Here is a 2582-nt window from a genome sequence, read left to right as displayed (position 1 = left end):
GAAGCAATAGCGGTTCATACACCAATGGAGCACAGGTGGCGATTACGGCAGATGCTCCGGCGTCCGGAAAGATATTCGATCAGTGGACTGGCGACACCCAGTATGTGGCAAGCGTCAGCTCCACGAACACCACGGTGACCATGCCGGCACAGCCGATCATCCTGACCGCGACCTATAAAGACGCTCCTTATTATGCGCTGACAGTTACCTCTGCATACGGCGGCAGTGATCCCTCTGGGACGAATTCGTACAACACGCCGGTCTCGATTATGGTCACCAATTCGCCTGTCTTGAACGACACGACCCAATATGTGTGTGTCGGCTGGACGGGAACCGGGAGTGCGCCTGCCAACGGCACTACCACGAACACCGGCTTGTTCACCATGACCAATGATTCGACGCTGGTGTGGCTGTGGACGACAAACTACTTGCTGCAAGTGGACAAGACTGGGAGCGGGAGTGTCAGCACGTCGAATGTCTGGCTGGCCGACGGAACCAATATTCAGATCACTGCCACAGCGGATGCCTATTACCATTTCATCAGCTGGTCCGGAGATACGGGAGGTGACACGAACAGCTCCCCCTTAATTCTGGTGATGAGCGGCGCACGTTCGGTGACTGCGAACTTCGCTCCGAATATCACCACTAATACTGCAACACCGGAATGGTGGCTGGCGCAATACGGGCTCACCAACTTCAATACGGATGCTCTGACGGATATTGATCTGGACAGTATGGCGACCTGGCAGGAATACATTGCCGGAACCGACCCGACTAATCGGAGCAGTGTGCTGGCGGTTGCCTGTACCGTCTTCCCGAATGGCCACCGGACACTTTCATGGTTTGGCGTTCAAGGTCGCGCTTACACCCTCCAGTATGTCGATTCGTTGAATACGAACAACTGGCAATCGTCTTCTTTTGAAAGCTCCGGCTTGGATGCTGCCATTTCGCTCACGGACGACCAAATTGAACCCAAATACTTCTATCGCGTGAAAGTCCGCATCGTCGAATAACCAAGTGCGATAGTCCCTGCGGTATTTTTGAGGCCGGGGTCAGACATACCGGGACGCCGCGTTTATTCTGCGAGGATAACGTCGAGCTCGGCCGCGCTGGCGATAGGCCGTTTCTCGACTTCGGATGTAATCAGCACTTTCAGGTAACGCGCCTTGACGGTTTTTTTAAACTGAAGCGTTTGCCACTGGTCGTCGTTCTGCCACTGGACAGCCGCGACGGCTTCGCCCCACGAGGCCGGATCGTTACTGCAAAAAACCGTACTGTCTGCCCAGCGGCCTTTCGGCATATTCTGCCGCGGAAGATATTTGATTCCGTTCAAGGCGGTTTCGCGGCCGAGATCAATAACGAGATGGTGCGGCATCGGATCAGCGTCGGGTTTCCAGCGCGTATGCCAGATCGTAGCGGGATCGCCGTCAATGGCATTGGCGGCAGGGGAAGCAGCTTCCTGGCTGTCGCACTCGATAACCTTCGCGCCAAGTCTGCTCAGTCCACCTTCAACCGCGGCCTGTTCGCCTTTTGAATCGTTCTTGCCGGAAATCTTTTTGAGCGTATCGGCGAGTTCCCTGACCTTTTCCGGATATGCGGCGGCAAGGTTTTTTGTCTCTCCGGGATCCGTCGAGAGATCAAACAGGAATCCCGGTTCGGGCACAGCGACCGTATTCCACGGGCCGAGTCCGTCCCGGGTTTTTCCCGGCGCGATATATTTCCATTTGCCGGAACGTAAAGACAATCCACCGGCATGCTCAACCACACAGTCGCGACCGGTTTTGGATTCGCCAAGCAGCGCGGATAAAACATTCTGACTGTCGGGCATCGTGGTTGTGTCCGGCTTCTGTCCGGCCAGTGCGCCGAGTGTTACGGGAAAATCCACCTGACTGACGATGGCGTCGGAAACGCCGGGCTTTACTCTGCCCGGCCAGCGGACAATGAAGGGCACCCGCGTGCCGCCTTCGAACAGGCTGTATTTGCCGCCGCGGAACAGACCGGCAGGTTTGTGCGCGCCGAGCTTCTCATTTGCACCGTCGGCGTAGCCATCGTCCAGCACCGGGCCGTTGTCGCTGGAAAGAATCACCAGCGTATTGCCGGTAAGCTTGAGTTCATCCAGCTTTTTCAGAATTTCGCCGACACAGGAATCGAACTGAACAATCGCGTCGCCGCGCGGGCCCATCGTGGTCGTGTCGGTAAACCGTGAATGCGTCACGTGCGGCTTGTGAATGTCGCTTGTAGCGAAGTAGAGAAAGAAGGGGCCGCCTTTTTCGCGATCAATGAAATCCAAGGCATGCCGGGTGAATACGTCGGCCATATCCTCATCAACCCATATCGCCGACTTGCCGCCCGTCATGAAGCCGATACGCCCGATGCCGTTGATGACGGCATCATTGTGGCTATGGCTCCTGTCCATTTTTAATGCCGTGCGGTCTTTCACATCGGTGCCGATCAGCTCGCCGGGGAACGGTTTTTTGTAGTTCACCAGAATCGGATCGTTCGGATCCAGTCCGACCACGCGGCGGTTTTCGATATAGACGCACGGCACGCGGTCGAGGGTGGCGGCCATAATGAACGAATAA

The 2582-nt window shown here is 56.1% G+C and carries 2 protein-coding genes; one reads left to right on the top strand and one right to left on the bottom strand.

Annotation, left to right across the window (positions count from 1 at the left end; genetic code table 11):
* A partial coding sequence (locus M0R47_RS21720; protein ID WP_292558443.1) for a hypothetical protein occupies window positions 1–1013 on the top strand: 1013 nt, incomplete at its 5' end.
* Window positions 1014–1075: 62 nt separating this feature from the next.
* On the opposite strand, the gene M0R47_RS21715 is transcribed toward M0R47_RS21720, so the two are convergent.
* On the bottom strand, window positions 1076–2582 hold a 1507-nt coding region (locus M0R47_RS21715), incomplete at its 5' end, for a sulfatase-like hydrolase/transferase (protein ID WP_292558442.1).

Origin of the sequence: Methylobacter sp., from assembly GCF_023227905.1 — a bacterium.
Taxonomy (GTDB): domain Bacteria; phylum Pseudomonadota; class Gammaproteobacteria; order Methylococcales; family Methylomonadaceae; genus Methylobacter_A.
This window is presented reverse-complemented; position numbering and strand designations above follow the sequence as displayed.